The 17,894-nt window shown below is 52.1% G+C and carries 15 protein-coding genes; all 15 read left to right on the top strand.

Going from position 1 to position 17,894, the window contains the following annotated elements; translation table 11 throughout:
* Positions 1-5: 5 nt before the first annotated feature.
* Positions 6-3,716 (top strand): DNA-directed RNA polymerase subunit beta', encoded by a 3,711-nt coding sequence (gene rpoC, locus H6A20_RS10585; protein WP_204907100.1) that lies wholly within the window; start codon positions 6-8, stop codon positions 3,714-3,716.
* A gap of 134 nt (positions 3,717-3,850) precedes the next feature.
* Complete coding sequence (locus H6A20_RS10590) at positions 3,851-4,807, top strand: tyrosine-type recombinase/integrase (RefSeq protein WP_204907101.1); 957 nt, start codon at positions 3,851-3,853, stop codon at positions 4,805-4,807.
* An 86-nt stretch (positions 4,808-4,893) separates the two neighbouring features.
* Positions 4,894-5,457: an HD domain-containing protein gene (locus H6A20_RS10595; RefSeq protein WP_204907102.1), complete on the top strand. Its 564-nt coding sequence runs from the start codon at positions 4,894-4,896 to the stop codon at positions 5,455-5,457.
* A gap of 145 nt (positions 5,458-5,602) precedes the next feature.
* On the top strand, positions 5,603-6,355 hold the full coding sequence (locus H6A20_RS10600) for a CpsB/CapC family capsule biosynthesis tyrosine phosphatase (RefSeq protein WP_204907103.1): 753 nt from the start codon (positions 5,603-5,605) through the stop codon (positions 6,353-6,355).
* Positions 6,345-7,100: a YveK family protein gene (locus tag H6A20_RS10605; protein WP_243426208.1), complete on the top strand. Its 756-nt coding sequence runs from the start codon at positions 6,345-6,347 to the stop codon at positions 7,098-7,100. Before H6A20_RS10600 ends, H6A20_RS10605 begins: the two co-directional genes overlap by 11 nt.
* A 13-nt stretch (positions 7,101-7,113) precedes the next feature.
* Positions 7,114-7,800: a polysaccharide biosynthesis tyrosine autokinase gene (locus H6A20_RS10610; RefSeq protein WP_204907105.1), complete on the top strand. Its 687-nt coding sequence runs from the start codon at positions 7,114-7,116 to the stop codon at positions 7,798-7,800.
* A 13-nt stretch (positions 7,801-7,813) separates the two neighbouring features.
* The gene (locus H6A20_RS10615; RefSeq protein WP_204907106.1) at positions 7,814-8,548 is read left to right on the top strand and encodes an immunoglobulin-like domain-containing protein; all 735 of its coding nucleotides are present in this window, start codon (positions 7,814-7,816) and stop codon (positions 8,546-8,548) included.
* Positions 8,549-8,564: 16 nt separating this feature from the next.
* A complete protein-coding gene (locus H6A20_RS10620; RefSeq protein ID WP_204907107.1) occupies positions 8,565-10,028 on the top strand; it encodes an LCP family protein in 1,464 nt (487 codons plus the stop codon).
* 234 nt (positions 10,029-10,262) lie between these two features.
* A complete protein-coding gene (locus tag H6A20_RS10625; protein WP_204907108.1) occupies positions 10,263-12,140 on the top strand; it encodes a polysaccharide biosynthesis protein in 1,878 nt (625 codons plus the stop codon).
* 458 nt (positions 12,141-12,598) lie between these two features.
* Positions 12,599-13,105 (top strand): antiterminator LoaP, encoded by a 507-nt coding sequence (gene loaP / locus H6A20_RS10630; RefSeq protein WP_076779545.1) that lies wholly within the window; start codon positions 12,599-12,601, stop codon positions 13,103-13,105.
* 79 nt (positions 13,106-13,184) lie between these two features.
* Entirely contained in the window at positions 13,185-13,856 is a 672-nt protein-coding gene (locus H6A20_RS10635) for a PIG-L deacetylase family protein (RefSeq protein ID WP_204907109.1), read from the top strand.
* A gap of 28 nt (positions 13,857-13,884) precedes the next feature.
* A complete protein-coding gene (locus tag H6A20_RS10640; protein ID WP_204907110.1) occupies positions 13,885-14,502 on the top strand; it encodes a sugar transferase in 618 nt (205 codons plus the stop codon).
* A gap of 5 nt (positions 14,503-14,507) precedes the next feature.
* On the top strand, positions 14,508-15,644 hold the full coding sequence (locus H6A20_RS10645; RefSeq protein WP_204907111.1) for an ATP-binding protein: 1,137 nt from the start codon (positions 14,508-14,510) through the stop codon (positions 15,642-15,644).
* The gene (locus tag H6A20_RS10650) at positions 15,641-16,498 is read left to right on the top strand and encodes an NAD-dependent epimerase/dehydratase family protein (protein WP_204907112.1); all 858 of its coding nucleotides are present in this window, start codon (positions 15,641-15,643) and stop codon (positions 16,496-16,498) included. Before H6A20_RS10645 ends, H6A20_RS10650 begins: the two co-directional genes overlap by 4 nt.
* Positions 16,499-16,971: 473 nt before the next feature.
* Complete coding sequence (locus tag H6A20_RS10655; RefSeq protein WP_204907113.1) at positions 16,972-17,892, top strand: glycosyltransferase; 921 nt, start codon at positions 16,972-16,974, stop codon at positions 17,890-17,892.
* Positions 17,893-17,894 lie beyond the last annotated feature (2 nt).

The raw sequence follows: 17,894 nt of genomic DNA on the forward strand, positions 1-17,894 counted from the left end.
CCAGTATGCCGGAAACAAAAAAGGAACAAACCTATCAGACAATGACCTTTGACGCCATCAAGATCGGGTTGGCGTCACCGGAGAAGATCCTGGAGTGGTCCAGAGGCGAGGTCACCAAGCCCGAGACCATCAACTACAGAACACTGAAGCCGGAAAAAGACGGCCTGTTCTGCGAGCGCATCTTCGGACCCAGCAAGGACTGGGAGTGTCACTGCGGTAAATATAAAAAGATCCGTTACAAAGGCGTCGTCTGCGACCGCTGCGGCGTCGAGGTGACGAAGTCAAGCGTGCGCCGCGAGCGCATGGGCCACATCGCCCTGGCAGCCCCTGTATCCCATATCTGGTATTTCAAGGGGATCCCCAGCCGCATGGGCCTGATCCTGGACCTGTCCCCCCGCACGCTGGAGAAGGTGCTCTACTTTGCCTCCTACATCGTGCTGGACAAAGGCGAGACAGACCTTGCCTACAAGCAGGTGCTCTCCGAGACCGAGTACCAGGAAGCCCGCGAGAAATGGGGCAGCGCCTTCCGCGTAGGCATGGGCGCCGAGGCCATCAAGGAGCTGCTGGAGTCCATCGACCTTGAGAAAGAGTACGAGGAGCTGTCCTCCGGCCTGGAGGGAGCCAGCGGCCAGAAGAGAGCCAGGATCGTGAAGCGCCTGGAAGTGGTGGAGGCATTCCGCGAGTCCGGCAACAAGCCGGAGTGGATGATCCTCTCCGTGATCCCGGTGATCCCGCCGGATCTGCGCCCCATGGTGCAGCTCGACGGAGGCCGGTTCGCCACCAGCGACTTAAACGACCTCTACAGAAGGATCATTAACAGAAACAACCGTCTGAAACGCCTGCTCGAGCTGGGCGCGCCGGACATTATCGTAAGAAACGAGAAGAGGATGCTGCAGGAGGCGGTGGACGCCCTCATCGACAACGGCCGCAGGGGCCGCCCGGTGACAGGCCCCGGCAACCGCGCCCTGAAGTCCCTCTCCGACATGATGAAAGGAAAATCCGGACGCTTCCGCCAGAACCTTCTGGGAAAACGTGTCGACTACTCCGGACGTTCCGTTATCGTCGTGGGACCGGAGCTGAAGATCTACCAGTGCGGCCTCCCCAAGGAGATGGCCATCGAGCTGTTCAAGCCCTTCGTCATGAAGGAACTGGTACAGAACGGCACCGCCCACAACATCAAGAACGCCAAAAAGATGGTGGAGAGGCTCCAGCCCGAAGTGTGGGATGTGCTGGAGGACGTGATCAAAGAGCATCCCGTGATGCTGAACCGCGCCCCTACGCTGCACAGACTGGGCATCCAGGCTTTTGAGCCCATCCTCGTGGAAGGAAAGGCCATCAAGCTGCATCCCCTCGTATGTACCGCCTACAACGCGGACTTCGACGGAGACCAGATGGCCGTGCACCTGCCCCTGTCCGTGGAGGCCCAGGCAGAGTGCCGCTTCCTCCTTCTGTCTCCCAACAACCTGCTGAAGCCGTCCGACGGCGGACCGGTGGCCGTGCCCTCCCAGGACATGGTCCTGGGCATCTACTACCTGACGCAGGAGAGGCCCGGAGCCAAGGGAGAGGGCAAATACTTCAAGAATGTGAACGAGGCGATCCTGGCCTATGAGAACCAGGCCCTGACGCTCCACTCCAAGATCGCGGTGCGCGTCTCCAAGACTATGCCGGACGGCACGGTGAAGAGCGGCACCATCCACTCCACACTGGGCCGGATGCTCTTCAATGAGATCATCCCCCAGGATCTGGGATTTGTAGACCGCGAGGTGGAGGGCAACGAGCTCCTGCCGGAGATCGACTTCCACGTGGGCAAGAAGCAGTTAAAGCAGATCCTTGAGAAAGTCATCAACACCCATGGCGCCACGGCCACAGCGGAAGTGCTGGACAACGTGAAGGCCATCGGATACAAATACTCCACAAGAGCGGCCATGACCGTATCCATCTCCGATATGACCGTGCCGCCCCAGAAGCCCGAGATGATCGAGCAGGCACAGGAGACCGTGGACCGGATCACCAAGAACTTCAAGCGCGGCCTCATCACAGAGGAGGAGCGCTACAAGGAAGTCGTGGAGACATGGAAGGCCACCGACGACGCGCTGACGCACGCGCTGCTGTCCGGCCTTGACAAGTACAACAACATCTTCATGATGGCCGACTCCGGCGCCCGCGGTTCCGACAAGCAGATCAAGCAGCTCGCCGGCATGCGCGGACTGATGGCGGACACGACGGGACGCACCATCGAGCTGCCCATCAAGTCCAACTTCCGTGAAGGTCTGGACGTACTGGAGTACTTCATGTCCGCCCACGGCGCGCGGAAAGGTCTGTCCGACACAGCCCTGCGTACCGCCGACTCCGGATACCTGACAAGACGTCTCGTAGACGTCTCCCAGGAGCTCATCATCCGCGAGGTGGACTGCCGCCAGGAAGGCGAGGAGATCCCGGGCATGTACGTGCACGCCTTCATGGAGGGCAATGAGGAAGTGGAGAGCCTGCAGGAGCGTATCACAGGCCGCTACCTGTGTGAAGATATCTGCGACAAAGACGGCAACGTGCTCGTGAAAGCCAACCACATGGTGACGCCGAAGCGGGCCGAGCTGATCATGAAGAAGGGCGTGGACGAGAACGGCGAGACGCCCAGGAAGATCAAGATCCGCACCATCCTCACCTGCCGCTGCCACAACGGCGTGTGCGCGAAGTGCTACGGCGCCAACATGGCCACAGGCGAGCCGGTGCAGGTGGGCGAGGCGGTCGGCATCATCGCGGCCCAGTCCATCGGTGAGCCGGGTACCCAGCTTACCATGCGTACCTTCCACACCGGCGGTGTGGCCGGCGACGACATCACACAGGGTCTTCCCCGTGTGGAGGAGCTCTTTGAGGCGAGAAAGCCGAAGGGCCTTGCCATCATCACAGAGTTCGCAGGAAAAGCCGTCATCAACGACACGAAGAAGAAGCGGGAGGTCATCGTCACCAACGACGAGACCGGCGAGTCCAAGGCGTACCTCATCCCCTACGGGTCCAGGATCAAGATCCAGGACGGCCAGGAGCTGGAGGCCGGCGACGAGCTCACGGAAGGAAGCGTGAACCCGCACGACATCCTGAAGATCAAGGGACTGCGGGCCGTACAGGACTACATGATCCAGGAAGTACAGCGCGTATACCGCCTGCAGGGCGTTGACATCAACGACAAGCACATCGAGGTCATCGTGCGCCAGATGCTGAAGAAGATCCGCGTCGAGGAGAGCGGGGATTCCGGCTACCTGCCGGGCACCATGGTGGACGCCCTCGAGTTCGAGGATAAGAACAAAGAGCTGGAGGCAGAGGGCAAAGAGCCCGCCACAGGCGAGCAGATCATGCTCGGTATCACCAAGGCGTCCCTGGCCACCAACTCCTTCCTCTCCGCCGCCTCCTTCCAGGAGACGACGAAGGTGCTGACAGAGGCAGCCATCAAGGGCAAGATCGACCCGCTGGTAGGCCTGAAGGAGAACGTCATCATCGGTAAGCACATCCCGGCCGGAACCGGCATGCAGAAGTACCGCGATGTGAAGCTGAGCACAGAACTTGCGGCAGCCGCGGAGGGCGGGGAGGATGAGATCCTCCTGGACGACCCGGAGCTGGATCTGGATCTGGATCTGGGGCTTGAACCGGAAGAGGGACAGGACCTGGAGGAGAACGCGGAAGCGGAAGCCGCGCAGCCCGAAGAAGACATTGTAATTGAATAGGGACCTGCAGACAGCAGGACAGGAGGCTGTGCGCGGCCCGGGAGACCGGAGCGGCGCGCAGCCTCCTTTTTGTATGCGGCCGGCGCGTCCTATACTGGTATCAGAAACATGTACAGAAGAAAGGGGATAGCAGTATGCACAAGGACATGTATTACAACGAAGTGATGGAGCGCTGGTTTGCGGCGAACGGGACGGGGCTGGCGGCCTCGTCCTACGAAAAGTACTACCGGCTGTACGCCAACCACATCCGGCCTTTTTTCAGGGACGTCAAAGTTTCGGAACTGTCGGAGGATCTGCTGGATGCATACCGGGCGGAACTGGAGCGGCGGCGCTCGTCCCGCGGCGGGGAGCTGTCCGCCGGCACCGTGCGCTGCATCGCCATGCTGGCAAACAGGGGCATCTGCGCGGCCCGGGAAGGGCATATGCTGAAGGAGGAGATGCGGCTGCAGGCAAACAAGCCGGGCGGCAAAGAGATCGTGCAGGTCTTCACCGAGGCGGAGCAGCGCCGGCTGGAGCAGTATCTGCGCAGCGCCATGGACGTAAGCCGGATGGGGGTCTACCTCTGCCTGTATACAGGGCTCCGGATCGGGGAGCTGTGCAGTCTGAGGTGGGAGGACGTGGACCTGGAGACGGGGAGCATCTGCGTGAGGAAGACGGTGCAGAGGCTGCGGGTTCCCGGGGAGGGCGGCGCCACCTCCCTGGTAGAGGGGCAGCCCAAGAGCCGGACCTCCGCCCGGGTGATCCCGTATCCGGACTTCCTGCGGGCGTTCCTCCAAAGAGAAGGCGGCGCCAGGCAGTATATCCTGAGCGGCTCCGAGATCCGCCCCATGGACCCGCGGACCCTGCAGTACCGCTACAAGCGGTATCTGAAAGAGGCGGGGATCCCCTACCGGAAGTTCCACACCCTGCGGCACACCTTTGCGACGCGCTGCCTCATGGCCGGCGTGGACGTCAAGACGCTGAGCGAACTCCTCGGGCACGCGGACATACGGACGACCCTCGGCATTTACTGCCACGCGTCCCTGCAGTACAAGCGGGAGCAGGTGAACCGGCTGCAGCCCTTTGCACAGGAGGCGGCCCTGCTGAAATAACGGGTTTTTCAAAGAAAACGGTTATCATTTTCCGGGAAATATGATACGATAAAAGACAGGAAAAAAACGGGAAAGGAGCATCTGTCATGAACAGGGAACAGGCACATGAGATCTTGATGAAATATATGGAGGGGGAGAACTACATCACCCACTCCTACGCAGTAGAGGCGATCATGCGGGGGCTGGCAAAGCGCCTCGCGCCGGACGAGGTGGAATACTGGGGGATCGTGGGACTCCTCCATGACCTGGACGAGGAGCAGTGCGACTGGGAGCACGATATGAGCGTGCACGGCCCCACCTCTGTAGAGATCCTGAAGAAGGAGGGGATCGACGACCCGGTACTCTTTGACGCCATCAAAGCCCACAATCCGAAGTGCGGCATGAAAGCGAAGACGAACCTGCAGTACGCGGTCCTGGCGGCGGACCCCATGAGCGGCTTTGTCAAGGCCGTGGCGCAGATCTATCCGGACAAGAAGATCGCCAGCGTGAAGCATAAATCCGTGATGAAGCGGTTTAACGAAGCCCGCTTTGCCAAGGGGGCGAACCGGGACTATATGGAGATGATCGAATTCACGGGACTTTCCCTTGACGACCTGATCGACGTCGCCCTGGAGGAGATGGGCGCGATCGCGGACAAGCTGGGACTGTAGGCGCGGGCACCGTCATTTTGCCGAAAATATTATATTTCTCAAAAAATAGGGAAATTTACCATGAAATATGGTATGATACCCTATTGAACGTGGTTATAATTCGGAGTATAATATTATCCGCATGATTAAAATGAGGAGGCTGTGCATGGAGAGATATATTGATATGCATTGTCATATCCTCCCGGGAGTGGACGACGGCGCACAGAACATGGAGGATACGCACCGTATGCTGCAGACGGCATACGACGAAGGGGTGCGCTACATCATAGCGACCCCCCACCACCACCCCAGAAGGGGGAGGGCCAGACCGCAGGAGCTCAGGCAGCAGCTAAGGGCAGTGCGGGAGGAAGCGGAGAAGATCAGCGACAGGCTGAAGGTCTTCCTCGGGACGGAAGTCTACTTCGGGCAGGATATCCCCGATAAGCTGAAGGAGAACGAAGTGCTGACCATGAACCGCACGAAATACGTGCTGGTGGAGTTCTCGCCTTCCGACCCCTTCGAGTATATGCAGCAGGGGATCCAGCGCATCCAGATGAAGGGATACATTGTGATCCTTGCCCATGTGGAGCGCTACGACTGTATGCGCGAAGACATCGAACGCGTGGAGTACTTCCACGAGATGGGCGTCCTGATCCAGGTGAACGCGGGCAGCATCACGGGAAACAGCGGCCGCAGGATCCGGAAGTTCGTAAAAGAGCTCCTGGCAAGGGAGCTGGTCTTCTGCGTGGGAACCGACGCACACGACGACAGAAAGCGCGCGCCGCATATGAAGAAGGCGGCGGAATACGTAAAGAAAAAATACGGCGAAGAATATGCGAGGAGGATTTTCTTTGGCAACGCCGCTGAGATGCTGAAGAAAAAGAAGAAGAATGAATCAAGACAAAGCAATGAATCGTGATTTTGAAAATGAAGAGATCACCATTGATCTCACAGAACTCTTCCTGGCCCTGTGGAGCAAGATCCATCTGATCATCCTGGCCGGGATCCTTGTGGCGTTCGTGTCCTTTATCGGCACGAAGCTCTTCATCACGCCCATGTACACGTCCACCACGAGCATGTACGTGCTGACGCGGACAGGGGACAGCGCGGGCGTTACGTACAACGACCTGCAGACGGGCACCCAGCTCACCCAGGACTACATGGAGCTGGTGAAGAGCCGCCCGGTCCTGGAGCAGGTGATCGCGGTCCTCAACCTGGACATGACGACGGGCGAGCTGTCCCAGGCGGTGACCACGGAGAATACGGCCAACACCCGTATCCTGACCGTGTCCGTCAGGAACGAAGATCCCAAGACGGCCAAGGAGATCGCCGACGCCCTCCGGGAGTCTGTCAGCATCCAGATCACAGAGATCATGGAGGCCGATGCAGTCAACACCATTGAGGAGGCCAATCTTCCGGAAGAGCCCTCCTCCCCGAGCCTGATGCGCAACATCGCCATCGGCGGCATCCTGGGCATCCTGCTGGCGGCCGGCGTCGTCGTCCTCATCTACATCCTGGACGATACCGTGAAGACGCCGGACGATGTGGAGCACTATCTGGGCCTGAACGTCCTGACCAGCATCCCCATCGAGGAGGGGACCAAGAAGTCCAAGAAAGTCAAGGGATTGTCTTCTAAAAAGCTGCAGAAGCAGATGAGACGCTAGGAGGATACAGGAAATGCAGGAAATCACATTAAGAAATGTCGCGAAAGACTACCGGAGCAACGAGGCGTACAAGTCTCTCAGGACCAATATCGAATTTTCCGGCGCGGACAACAAAGTCATCGTGCTGACAAGCTGCACGCCGGACGAGGGCAAGAGCACCGTGTCACTGAACCTGTCTATCTCCCTGGCGGAGAGCGGGAAGAAGGTACTCTTCATCGACGCGGATCTGCGCAAATCCGTCCTGGCCGGACGGCACAGAGTCACGGAGGAGGTCAAGGGCCTCAGCCATTTCCTCTCCGGACAGGCAGAGGTGGAGGACACCATGTACAAGACCCAGGAGGAAGGGCTGGTCGTGATGTTCGCGGGCGTCGTTCCGCCCAACCCGTCCGAGCTGCTGGGCCAGAAGCGGTTTGAAGCGCTCATCGCCAGCGCCCGGAAGGTCTACGACTACATCATCATTGACGCCCCGCCGCTTGGAAGCGTCATCGACGCGGCGGTCATTGCCAGAGTGTGCGACGCCTGCGCGCTCGTCATCGCGGCGAACAGCGTGAGCTGGAAGTTCGCCAGGACCGTGAAGGAGCAGTTGGAGAAGACAGGCTGCCCGATCCTCGGGGTGATCCTGAATAAGGTCGATATGAAGCAGAACAAATACTACGGTAAGTATTACGGCAAGTATTACGGCAATTACGGGGAAAAATAGAGGATAAAAAAGTATGAAAAAACTACGCATTACAGGAACGGTCCTTCTGGCGGCCTGCGTGATCCTCGGCGTGATCTCTTTTGTCATCTATACGGGACAGGACCATACAGCCCCCGAGATCACCGTGGAGGAAGCGAACCTTACCTATACGGAAGGACAGGATTATAAGGAACTGATGACCGGCGTCACCGCGCAGGACAACCGGGACGGCGACCTGACGGAGGAGGTCTTCGTGGACAAGGTGATCCCCACAGGCGAGAGCAGCGCGGTGGTGTACTACGGCGTCATCGACAGCGCCAAGAACGTGGGCACGGCGAGCAGGACCGTAAGCTATGTCCCGGCGGCGGACGATGCGGCTTCGCAGGACGTGCAGGCGGCGGAAGAAGCGGCGCAGGGCCAGGAGGCGGCTGAGACGGTGCAGGAGACGCCCGCCGAGACAGTGCAGGAGGAGCAGCCGGTCCAGGATCCGGCCGCCCAGGCGCAGAATCTCGTGCCAAACGGGGAACGCCCGGCGCTGGCTCTGACAGCCCCCAGCACGACCGTGGCCGTGGGGACGCCGTTTAATCCCATGAGCGTGGTCCAGGCCATGGTGGATGACAAGGATACGTCGGATACGCTCTCCCAGAGAGTCATGGTGGACGGGGCCTACGACACGAACGTGCCGGGCAGCTACGCCCTGACCTTCTATGTGGGCGACAGCGACGGCAACACATCGGATCCGGTATCATTTACACTGGTTGTACAGTAAAAGGAGAAGAAAAAGAATGGAACAGCACAGACGACACACCCGCGGGGGGAAACACAGGCACGGGAAGCCGAAGCAGAAGCACCTGGCAGGCAAGCTGATCACGCTGGTGCAGCTTGTCCTGTCCGTCGCCTTCATCATTGTGGCGTGGAACAGCGGCATGGTGCCCATGAAGTACCTGGCTGCGCTGACGGCCGTGCTTCTCATCCTGTTCGCCCTGACATTCGGGCTGCAGTACGTGCAGAATAAGATCTTTATCCTGGGCATCGTCCTGAGCGTCCTGATCAGCATCGGCCTGGCGGCCGGCACATTCTACCTCTCCAAAGCCAACCGGCTTCTGGAGGACGTAGGCGGCGCGACCTACAAGACGGACAATATGATCGTCGTAGTCAGGAAGGACGATATGGCGCAGAACCTGCTGGACGCGGCCAACTACCGCTTCGGCGTCCAGACAGCTGTGGACCAGGAGAACACACAGCTCATGCGTGAAGATGTGGAGAGCGCCGTGGGCAGGGAACTGCTGGTGGTGGAGTATCCCAGCATCCAGGAGGAAGCCCAGGCCCTGCTTGACGGCACCATCGACGCGGCGATCTACAACGAGGCCTTCGCCGGCATCCTGGACGAGTCCATCGAGGGATACGCGGACCAGGTGCGGATCCTCTACCAGTACGGCATTGACACGCCCATCGAGCAGGAAGAGGAGGCGAACGTGGAGGAGCCCTTCAACATCTATATCAGCGGCATCGACGTATCAGGCCCCATCACGACCAACAGCCGCAGCGATGTGAACATCATCATGACGGTGAACCCGAATACAAAGAAGATCCTTCTTACGACCACGCCCCGCGACTACTATGTGACGCTTCCGGGCGTGTCCGGGGAGGCGAGGGACAAGCTGACCCACGCCGGCATCTACGGGGTGGACGTGTCCATGAGCACCCTGGAAAACATTTACGGCATTGATATCAGCTACTACGCGCGGGTGAACTTCACATCCCTGATCACCATCGTGGACGCCTTAGGCGGCGTGGATGTGAATTCCCAGTACGCCTTTGAGGCGGGCGGATACAGCTTCCAGCAGGGGATGAACACGCTGAACGGCAAGCAGGCGCTGGCCTTCTCCAGGGAGCGCCACAGCTTCGCGGACGGGGACAACCAGCGCGGCCGCAACCAGGAGGCGGTGCTCACCGCGATCCTGCAGAAGGCCATGTCGCCGGCCATCCTCACCAACGCGAGCCAGATCATCGCCAGCGTGAGCGACAGCGTGGAGACGAACATGACCCAGGACGAGATGGCCAAATTCATCAACATGCAGCTCTCGGACGGAGCGAGCTGGAGCATCGAGTCCCAGGCGGCCACTGGATCCGGGGACAACCAGGCGTGCTTCTCGTCGGGAAGCCAGCTTTTGTATGTGATGTGGCCGGACGAGGCAGTCGTCTCCGGCCTTGCAAATAAAATGCAGCTTGTCCTGGAAGGAAAATAGAAAAAAAGAAAATATAGTATATCCGCTGGAAACCTTGAGTTTTCCGGCGGATTTGTGTATAATACAGAGTTGACGGTAGAAAAATTAGGGGGGGGGGTGGACATAATGTGTGTTGATCCTGTAATGGCGATGATCGCAGCCGCGTTAGCCGCCCTGGCAGGCGTCGTCCTGTTTGTGAGACGAAGGCTGACGGAAAAAGAAAGATAATACGTAAGGAACGAGAAGGAACAGACGATGAGAAAATACTTTTCTGAACACTTGTGGATGCAGAGGGCGGTTGCTCTGGCTTTTATCGACGTCCTCTCCGTTCTGGCGGCGTATCTTCTGGCGCTGCTGATGCGGTTTGACTTAATTTATTCGGCTGTGCCGGAGGAATACATAGAAGGATACATCTGGTCCATGCCCTACTGGGTGATCGTGACCGTGGTGGTATTCTATGCCTTCCGGCTGTATCACAGCATCTGGCGCTTCGCGGGGCTGGAAGAGCTCCGGTCGCTCGTGGAGGCCTATATCGTACTGATCGTGCTCTATGGGGCCGGCATGCTCTTCATGCAGCTCCATATGCCCCGGTCCTACTTCTTTATGGGCTATGTGATCAGTATCATACTGACAGGCGGAAGTCGGATCTCCTACAGGCTGCTTTCCTCCTGGACAAAGAAGAATGCGGCGCGGGAGGCGGCGGTAGAGACAGACCGGGTGATGGTCATCGGCGGCGGCGTGGCCGGCCAGGCCGTGATCCGCGAGATGATGAACAGCAGCCACCTCAACACGAAGGTGTGCTGCGTGATCGACGACAACCCGAATAAAAAGGGAAGAGTGCTGGAGGGAGTCCCCATTGTAGGGAACCGGTATGATATCGTAGACAAGGTGAAGGAGTACGGCATCACCCGCATCGTGTACGCCATCCCGGCGACGACCGGGACGAACCGGAAGGCCATCCTCAATATATGCAAGGATACGGGCTGCAAGATGCAGACCGTGCCGGGCGTGTACCAGTTGCTCAACAAGGAAGTCAGCGTGACGAAGCTGCGCGACGTGGAGATCACAGACCTTCTGGGCCGGGCCCAGGTCAAGGTCAACAACGAGGAGATCCTGCGCGTGCTGCGGAACGAAGTCGTGCTGGTGACCGGCGGGGGCGGCTCCATCGGAAGCGAGCTGTGCAGGCAGATCGCCAAGTCCGACCCGAAGACGCTGATCATCTTTGATATCTATGAAAACAACGCGTACGAGATCCAGCAGGAGCTGAAGCGGAAGTACCCGGACCTGCATCTCGTGACGCTCATCGGGTCCGTGCGCAACACGAACCGGATCAACCACGTCATGGAGACGTACCATCCGGACATCGTGTTCCACGCCGCGGCCCACAAGCATGTGCCTCTTATGGAGGACAGCCCCAACGAGGCGATCAAGAACAATGTGGAGGGAACGTATAAGGTGGCGAAGGCTGCCGCCCACTATGGCGTGAAGAAATTCGTGCTCATCTCCACCGACAAGGCAGTGAACCCCACCAATATCATGGGTGCTTCCAAGCGTCTGTGCGAGATGGTGGTGCAGATGATGAACCGGCAGAGCGACACGGACTTCGTGGCCGTGCGCTTCGGCAACGTGCTGGGCAGCAACGGCAGCGTGATCCCGCTGTTCAAGAAGCAGATCGCCGAGGGCGGCCCCGTCACGGTGACGGACAAGCGGATCATCCGCTACTTCATGACGATCCCGGAGGCTGTGTCCCTGGTGCTCCAGGCAGCCTACTATGCCCACGGCGGCGAGATCTTCGTCCTGGATATGGGCGAGCCGGTCAAGATCGACGACATGGCGAGGAACCTGATCCGCCTCTCCGGGTACGTGCCGGACGAGGACATCAAGATCGAATATACCGGCCTGCGGCCCGGCGAGAAGCTCTATGAGGAGCTCCTTATGGACGAGGAGGGCATGACCGAGACGGAGAACGAGATGATCCACATCGGCAAGCCCATCGAGATGGACGACGAGGATTTCAAGCAGAAGCTGCAGCTTCTGGACAACGCCAGCCGGATGGAATCCGACCGCATCAAGGAGATCGTGGCCCAGATCGTCCCCACCTACCAGTACAAAAAAACGGAAGGCCAGCAGTAGACAGCAGAAAAACAGCTGACAAGCAGTTAAGATTTATATATAATGTCATAGGGACAAAACAGACACTTGTCCCAAACAGAAAGACAAAACTTCAAGGCTTCAAATCGTCGCTTTGCCGCGTTTGGAGCCAAAAAGGGTCATAAGGGTATGCTTTGCTTTTGGGCATGCATAGTCACCTCATACCATACTTGAGAGAAGGAAAAGGCAGAGGTGATATGCGCGGCCAAAATGGCGAAGCATACCCTTTTTTTGTTATGAGAAGAGTATACTCTTCTCATAACAAAAAAGGATAACCCAGGGATGCGCAGCGTGCAGAAATGAAGATGCTGCATACGCAGCCTGCACGCGCGCGGGAGTTCCGCAAGCGGAACTCCATCTTTATGCATGGTCTGTAAGACTATGTATGATAAGGATCCCAGGCACAAAATTTTACACAGGCAAAGCAGAAAGGACTGCCCATGTGGTATGTAGTCCAGGTCCGCACAGGGACCGAGGAGGACATCCAGAAGCAATGCGAAAAACTGATCTCAAAGGAGACGCTGGAGCGAAGCTTTATCCCCTACTGCGAGCAGATGAAACGGTATCACGGGAAATGGCACAAGGAGACAAAGATCCTTTTCCCAGGCTATATCTTCCTTGTCAGCCCGGATAAGGAAAAGCTGTTCTTCCAGCTTAAAAAAGTCATGGGGCTTACCAAGCTGATCGGCACCGGCGATGAGGTGGTGCCCCTCACAGAGGAGGAGATTCACTTTCTCCTGGAGTTTGGAAAAGATGAGCAGATCGTGGAGATGTCAGAGGGCATCATCGAGAACGATCAGGTCATCATCACAAGAGGCCCCCTCAAAGGCCATGAGGGGCTGATCAAAAAGATAGACCGCCACAAGCGGAAGGCCTACCTGGAAATGGAGATGTTTGGCAGGAAGCTGGAGACCCAGGTGGGGCTGGAAGTTGTGGTGAAGAGATAGGGAATATGGAGAGTGGAAATGAGAGTCCGAAGGGGCTCTTGTTTTTGTACTTAAAACTAGGAGAGAGGAGAATATACTTATGAATTATTTGTTTGTTGTGGCACACCCGGATGATGAATCAGATGCTGCAGGAGGGACAATCAACAAACTTATAAAAGAAGGACATAATGTAGCAGTAGCAATTATGGTGAAGCAAGCAGAAGCAAGAAGGGGGCTATCACAGACGCTAGCCACAGATGAAGAAGAGGCAATGGCAATTCTAGGAGTAAAAAAAGTATATCATGCAGACTTCCCTAATATTAAAATGAATATCGTGCCACATTTGGAATTAGTACAGTTTGTAGAAGCCTGCATTGATGATTTTCAAGCTGAAGCAATTGTGACACACCATCCGACAGATACAAATAATGATCATGTAATGACTAGTTATGCCGCACAGGCAGCTTCTAGACTGTTTCAGAGAAAATCAGTGTCTTATAAACTTAAATTATTTATGTATATGGAAACACCTTCAGCGACAGAGTGGTCTTTAGATTCTTCAGCAAGAAGATTTAATCCAAATTACTACGTAGAGATAGGAAAAGAAGGATTAAATGTTAAAATGAAAGCGTTAGAGGCGTATAAAGGTGTTATGCGTACTTATCCGCATCCAAGATCTAAAGAAGCGTATGAGGGGCTGGCAGCATACAGAGGATGTCAGGCAGGAGTAAAATTTGCAGAAGCATATGAAGTAGTTTTTGAAGCTCACTAATTTTGCGAAAGACTATGGGGGAGGATGTATGTATAAAAAGATAGGAAAACGTGTGATTGGTTTTTTGCTTTCGGTCATCGGCCTCATTGTATGTGCGATTCCTATGGCTATTATTGCCATATTAATAAGAATTGATAGTAAAGGGCCGATTATATTTAAGCAGAAAAGGCTAGGGAAACATCAAAAGATATTTACAGTATATAAGTTTAGAACCATGTGTGACCATGCCTATGAAATGGGGGGCGTGGCGACAAGATCAGATGACGTAAGAATAACACGGGTAGGAGCAATCTTGAGAAGGACAAGTCTGGATGAATTGCCTCAGATGATTAATATTATTAAAGGTGATATGGCCATTATAGGACCAAGACCGATATTACCGATTGAGTTTAAAGAATACAGGAATAATGAAAGATATGTTCATCGTTATGACGCATTGCCAGGACTGTTTTGTACGGTTGATCTTATTAATAGAGCAGCGGAACGAAAGCAACAGTTTGAAATGGATGCAGATTATGTGGATTGCATGAACTTGGTGTTGGATATCCGTATTTTTTTTGGAATTATTTCTACGGTAATAAGTGGGAAAAATGTATATCGAGAGGAAGTAGGGACAAATAAAAGCAAGAAAGAAAGCAGGAGATAAAAACTATGTGGAAAGAACATCTTTGCATTGTTATGGCAATTGAACATTATAATCCACTGGGGCAAATCAGAAGTCTCGGAGAAGCAGGGGTAAACCCTGTTTACATTGCAATCAAAGGACGGGCAAAGATTGCCTCTTCTAGCAAATATATTTCTAAATGTCATTTTGTTGATACAGTGGAGGAAGGGTATCAACTTTTGATAGAAGAATATGGAAATGTATATGTTGAAACGGGATTAAAACCCTTTGTGTTTAGTTCTGATGATAAAGGAGTAGGATTTTTAGATCTACATTACGATGAACTAAAAGATAAATTTATATTTTTTAACGCTGGAAAGCAGGGGCGTATTAATGAGTATATGGACAAGAAGAATATACTTGAACTTGCAAAAAAGTATGGATTAAATGTCTTGGAAGCAAAGGCCTGCAAAAAGGGTGAGGTGCCTCAAGGGATAGAATATCCAATAATTACTAAGTCTATTTCTCCTAATGTAGGCGGATGGAAATCGGACGTTCATATCTGCCATTCAGAAAAGGAATTACTTGAGGCATACAAGGAGATTGATGCGCCAGTTGTTCTTGTGCAGAAATATATAGAAAAGAAAAATGAATACTGTATGGAAGGATTTGCGGCAAATAGAGGAAAAGATGTTTTGATTGCGATTGTAAGCACTTACGATTATCTGCTTCCAGATTATTATAGCCCTTACATGACAGTGAGAAGTATGGATGACGAATATATTAGAAAAGCTCTTCAAGGGATGTTCGCTGAAATAGAATTTGAAGGTGTTTTTGAAGTGGAATTTTTGATAGATCAGGATGGGACGTACTATTTTGGGGAAGTTAATTTCCGCAATAGTACTTGGAGCTATGCATCGACTGTAGCTGGAATGCCACTTCCAGTTCTGTGGGCAGAAACTCAAGAGCAGGGCTATATGAACGAAAATTTACTGGTTCCAATAAGTGAAAGTTTTAAAGCGATGGTTGAGCCAGTAGATTATGCAAAGCGGGTTAAGGAAGGGAAGATAGATATAGCTGAATGGCTTTCGGCTTTTAAGCAGGCAAAGTGTTGCTATTATTATAGTGTAGAGGATATGGATCCTTGGCGAGTGTGCGTGGATAATTGGGATAATTTAGGATGATACGAAAAATATTAATTCTTGGGGAAAATAGTTATTTAGGGAAAAGTTTATATATGTGGTTAAAACAACATAATGAGCGATATCAGGTTGAGATTGTATCAACCAGAGACCAAGAATGGGAAAAAGAAGATTTTTCCCGGTATGATGTAGTAGTTGATTTTGCTGGAATTGCGCACATCAATTGTATTAAAGAGGACATGAAAGAGTTGTTTTATTCTGTGAATCGAGACTTAACAATTGAATTGGGCCAGCATGCAAAAGATAATAATGTGAAATACTTTATTTATTTTAGTTCTATGAATGTCTATGGAGATTACTGTGAAAATATTTCAGACAGAAATGCAGTACATCCAACAAGTTTTTATGGCGATAGTAAACTTAAGGGAGATGAAGGAGTACGTAGATTGGAAGATGAGCATTTTGCAGTTGCTTGTATAAGACCCCCCTTTGTTTATGGGAGAGGATGTAGTGGTAATTATGAAATAATTAGCAGAATTGCCAAAAAAGTACCTGTTTTCCCGGAATTTCAAAACAAAAAAAGTATGATCTATATAGATAATTTGTGTGAATTTACAAGACTGCTTATTGAAAACCCGTTAAGCGGAGTTTTTACACCACAAAATAAAGAGTTGATTTCAACATCAGATCTTGTAAAGGAGATTGCAAAGTCTAATCAACGAAAAATTTATTTTACAAAAGTGTTTAATTGGATTATCAGACTTGCATGTAAGAGAATACGCATGATAAGGCGAGCATTTGCAGATGATTGCTATAATTTGCAAATATCTGATTATTTTGACTTTCAGTACTGCATTGTGGATTTTGAGGAGTCGATATTAAAAACAGAACAATAAATTAAAAGAATAACGTAAAAAATATATTGGTAGTGCTTTGTGAGCCCTATTTTCACTAGGTAAACTTAGAGAAAAAGACCAGTTGAATCAGCTTCAACAAAGGATTTCAAAAAAGAGGTGTAGAAATCCTTGTAGAGGGAGTAGTGCCTGAGAAAAGAGATGATGAGTTCTTTGAAATTATGGATGATGTGTTTGTTGGAGTGTGTGGAGGCAGAGACTATGGAGCATAAGAGTATATTCGTTTGATAGTGTTCCGTGTGAAAGTTTTGATAGGTGGTTAGCTTTTGATTGGCATCTCAAACTTTCTTTGGAGAGATTGTTACTGTTTCGCCAAAGCGTATCATTAAAAGTTTCAGGAAACTATAATGGTATAACATAGCAATGGAAACTGTGAAAATTTTAAAGATTATTGTTAAGAGTCTAAGTAAAGCTGGTGAGGAAAAAAGAAATCACTAAAAAAGGAGACGCAAAAGATGTGTAGAATAGCGGTATTGTTATCATCTTATAATGGGTGTGAATTTATTGAAGATCAGATAAATAGCATCTTACATCAGAAAGGAAATTTCGAGATTACTTTGTATATTAGGGATGATGGATCAAGTGATTCAACATGCGATATTATTAAAAGATTACAAGGACTTCATAGCAATATTATTCTATTTGAAGGAGAGAATATTGGTGTAAATAGTAGCTTTTTGGAATTAATGCGCTTAGCTAAAAAATCAGATTACTATGCAATTTCTGATCAAGATGATATTTGGATGGATGATAAACTAAGTAGTGCAATTTTACAATTACAAAGAATAGAAAGAGAAAGCCGGCCATTATTATATGGATCAGCTTCATTATGTGTTGACAAAGGTCTTAATGCTCTGTCTGTCGAACCACATATATATAGAAGTATTAGTGTTTATAATACAATGATTCAAAATTTTATAGGAGGTCATACGCAGGTTTTCAATTATAAATTTTGTGAAATAGCATTAAAAACTTTTGATGCAGAAAGCGTATTTTTATACGATTCTTTTTTTACTAATATAGGCATGATATACAAAGGCCTTGTTTTTGATGAAACTCCGCATGTTATGTATAGATTACATGAAAAAAATGCAGTAGGTACAGGAGTAGGATTAATAGATTGGATTAAAAAAAACATTATCAGAGTCCAAAAAGGGCAGAGCAAATTATATGCTAAACAATTTGATTATATTGCAAACACATTTAAAAAGGAGCTTAGTTGTGAGGAAAATGAAGAAATAAAAAAATTTCAAAACTCAAAAACAAACTTTTTTACTAGAATACGATATATAGTTACAACAAAGTTTTATAGGCAGCACCGTGTGGAAAATTATTTCTTCAAAATGATGTATCTATTTGGGGGATATAATTACTAAGT

The sequence above is a fragment of the Mordavella massiliensis genome (assembly GCF_016901695.1).
Taxonomy (GTDB): Bacteria; Bacillota; Clostridia; order Lachnospirales; family Lachnospiraceae; genus Claveliimonas; species Claveliimonas massiliensis_A.